11 tRNA genes and 1 pseudogene are annotated in these 1,978 nt (G+C 45.6%); all 12 read left to right on the top strand.

Going from position 1 to position 1,978, the window contains the following annotated elements:
• The first annotated feature begins 21 nt into the window (after window positions 1-21).
• Window positions 22-98 (top strand) — tRNA-Met (locus AYJ08_RS04945).
• A 12-nt stretch (window positions 99-110) separates the two neighbouring features.
• Window positions 111-187: transfer RNA gene (locus tag AYJ08_RS04940), tRNA-Glu, on the top strand.
• 7 nt (window positions 188-194) lie between these two features.
• Window positions 195-270 (top strand) — tRNA-Val (locus tag AYJ08_RS04935).
• Between the two features lie 18 nt (window positions 271-288).
• Window positions 289-365 (top strand) — tRNA-Met (locus AYJ08_RS04930).
• 6 nt (window positions 366-371) lie between these two features.
• A tRNA-Asp gene (locus tag AYJ08_RS04925) sits at window positions 372-448 on the top strand.
• 36 nt (window positions 449-484) lie between these two features.
• Window positions 485-560: transfer RNA gene (locus AYJ08_RS04920), tRNA-Thr, on the top strand.
• A gap of 7 nt (window positions 561-567) precedes the next feature.
• Window positions 568-642, top strand: a tRNA-Gln gene (locus AYJ08_RS04915).
• A 6-nt stretch (window positions 643-648) separates the two neighbouring features.
• Window positions 649-724, top strand: a tRNA-Lys gene (locus AYJ08_RS04910).
• Window positions 725-827: 103 nt separating this feature from the next.
• Window positions 828-903: transfer RNA gene (locus AYJ08_RS04905), tRNA-Gly, on the top strand.
• Window positions 904-911: 8 nt separating this feature from the next.
• Window positions 912-988 (top strand) — tRNA-Arg (locus AYJ08_RS04900).
• Window positions 989-992: 4 nt separating this feature from the next.
• Window positions 993-1,066: transfer RNA gene (locus tag AYJ08_RS04895), tRNA-Gly, on the top strand.
• Window positions 1,067-1,590: 524 nt separating this feature from the next.
• A pseudogene (locus tag AYJ08_RS22835) lies at window positions 1,591-1,978 on the top strand (hypothetical protein); the annotation flags it as partial.

Genomic DNA, 1,978 nt, shown 5'->3' with positions numbered 1-1,978 from the left:
CTAGTTTTGAAAGAACAATATGGCGGTGTAGCTCAGCTGGCTAGAGCGCTCGGTTCATACCCGAAAGGTCGGGGGTTCGACTCCCTCCGCCGCTACCATTACAATTACAAGGCCCGTTGGTGAAGCGGTTTAACACAGCAGCCTTTCACGCTGTCATACAGGGGTTCGAATCCCCTACGGGTCACCATTTATCTGGAGGATTAGCTCAGCTGGGAGAGCATCTGCCTTACAAGCAGAGGGTCGGCGGTTCGATCCCGTCATCCTCCACCATTTTTATTTTCCCATTATCGCGGGGTGGAGCAGCTCGGTAGCTCGTCGGGCTCATAACCCGAAGGTCGCAGGTTCAAATCCTGTCCCCGCAACCAAAGTATGGAGCTGTGGTGAAGTTGGAGTTCACGCCGGTCTGTCACACCGGAGGTCGCGGGTTCGAGTCCCGTCAGCTCCGCCATTTTCAATTGAATAGGCTGTTGGTTATATTTAAAATGCCGGTGTAGCTCAATTGGTAGAGCACCTGACTTGTAATCAGGGGGTTGTGGGTTCAAGTCCTATCGCCGGCACCATTTTTGTTGGGGTATAGCCAAGCGGTAAGGCAACGGACTTTGACTCCGTCATTCTCAGGTTCAAATCCTGATACCCCAGCCATTATATGAGCCATTAGCTCAGTTGGTAGAGCATCTGACTTTTAATCAGAGGGTCGAAGGTTCGAGTCCTTCATGGCTCACCACTTTTTTTATTTAGCGGTCATTATTGGTTAGACAGACGAGCTAGGTTCAGATTAAAGTGGTATATAGTTAACAAAAGCTTTAAGCAAATCATACAAAACATGTGCGGACGTAGCTCAATTGGTAGAGCGTCGCCTTGCCAAGGCGAAGGTCGCGGGTTCGAGACCCGTCGTCCGCTCCATATATCATGTGCCCTTAGCTCAGCTGGATAGAGCGTTTGACTACGAATCAAAAGGTCGGGAGTTCGAATCTCTCAGGGCACGCCATTACGCGGGTGTAGTTCAATGGTAGAACTCCAGCCTTCCAAGCTGGTCGCGTGGGTTCGATTCCCATCACCCGCTCCATAGTAAAAAGTCTTGTAAAACAAGGCTTTTTTTATTTTGCGAGATACTTTGCGTATCAGCTTAATTGTTGCCAGAAGTGGGGACGGAAATTTTTTCAGTAAAGTAAGTCAAGCTGTTATGATTCACGCATAGGATTTGCTGATATGGTTGGATGCAGAAAAATTATATCTTTATATGAATAAATATTAAACCCTGTTATTGGGTATCTTCTTCATAAATAGAACACGTGAGAACGCCTCTCTCAAACGAGACAGGCGTTTTTTTATACCAAAATCTAAAACAGAACAAGGCTTCAACATATGAATTGTTGCTTCATAAATCTTGTAAAACAAAACTCTTGGAAGTATAGCTTTCATGGCCTGTGCCATCTGCTTCTATTTTTTAAGGGCAATTAATTTTTAGCTCTTTCAGAAATAATTAAATTTCATCTCCAAATATTTTAACCAATCATTTTGAAAAGAGGAATGACGAATTCATCAATTCCTACATATTGTGGTATATGACATATATGGAGGTGTGTTTTTTTGTTTAACGACAATTACGATGATTTACAAGGGATATTAAATAAAATTAATGAGCCTGATTTGCTTGACTTTATGAAACGGGATCCCATTAGTAATAACAAGTTCCTTGCACGTAGAAAACGGTCTTCCTCCTCAACTTCATCATCCTCAACTTCATCATCCTCAATTTCTTCTTGCTCAGACTTTACTACTTTTTGCCCAATTACAGGGATAACAGGTCCAACAGGAGCGACAGGGGCCACGGGAGCGACAGGAGCCACGGGAGCGACAGGAGCCACGGGAGCGACAGGAGCCACGGGAGCAACAGGAGCAACGGGAGCAACGGGAACACCAGGAGCAACAGGAGCAACAGGAGCAACGGGAACACCGGGAGCAACGGGAACAACAG

The sequence above is a fragment of the Brevibacillus sp. SKDU10 genome (assembly GCF_001645205.1).
Lineage (GTDB): Bacteria > Bacillota > Bacilli > Brevibacillales > Brevibacillaceae > Brevibacillus_B > Brevibacillus_B halotolerans.
Note: the sequence above shows the minus strand (reverse complement) of the source record. Positions and strands in the feature narration are given on the sequence as shown.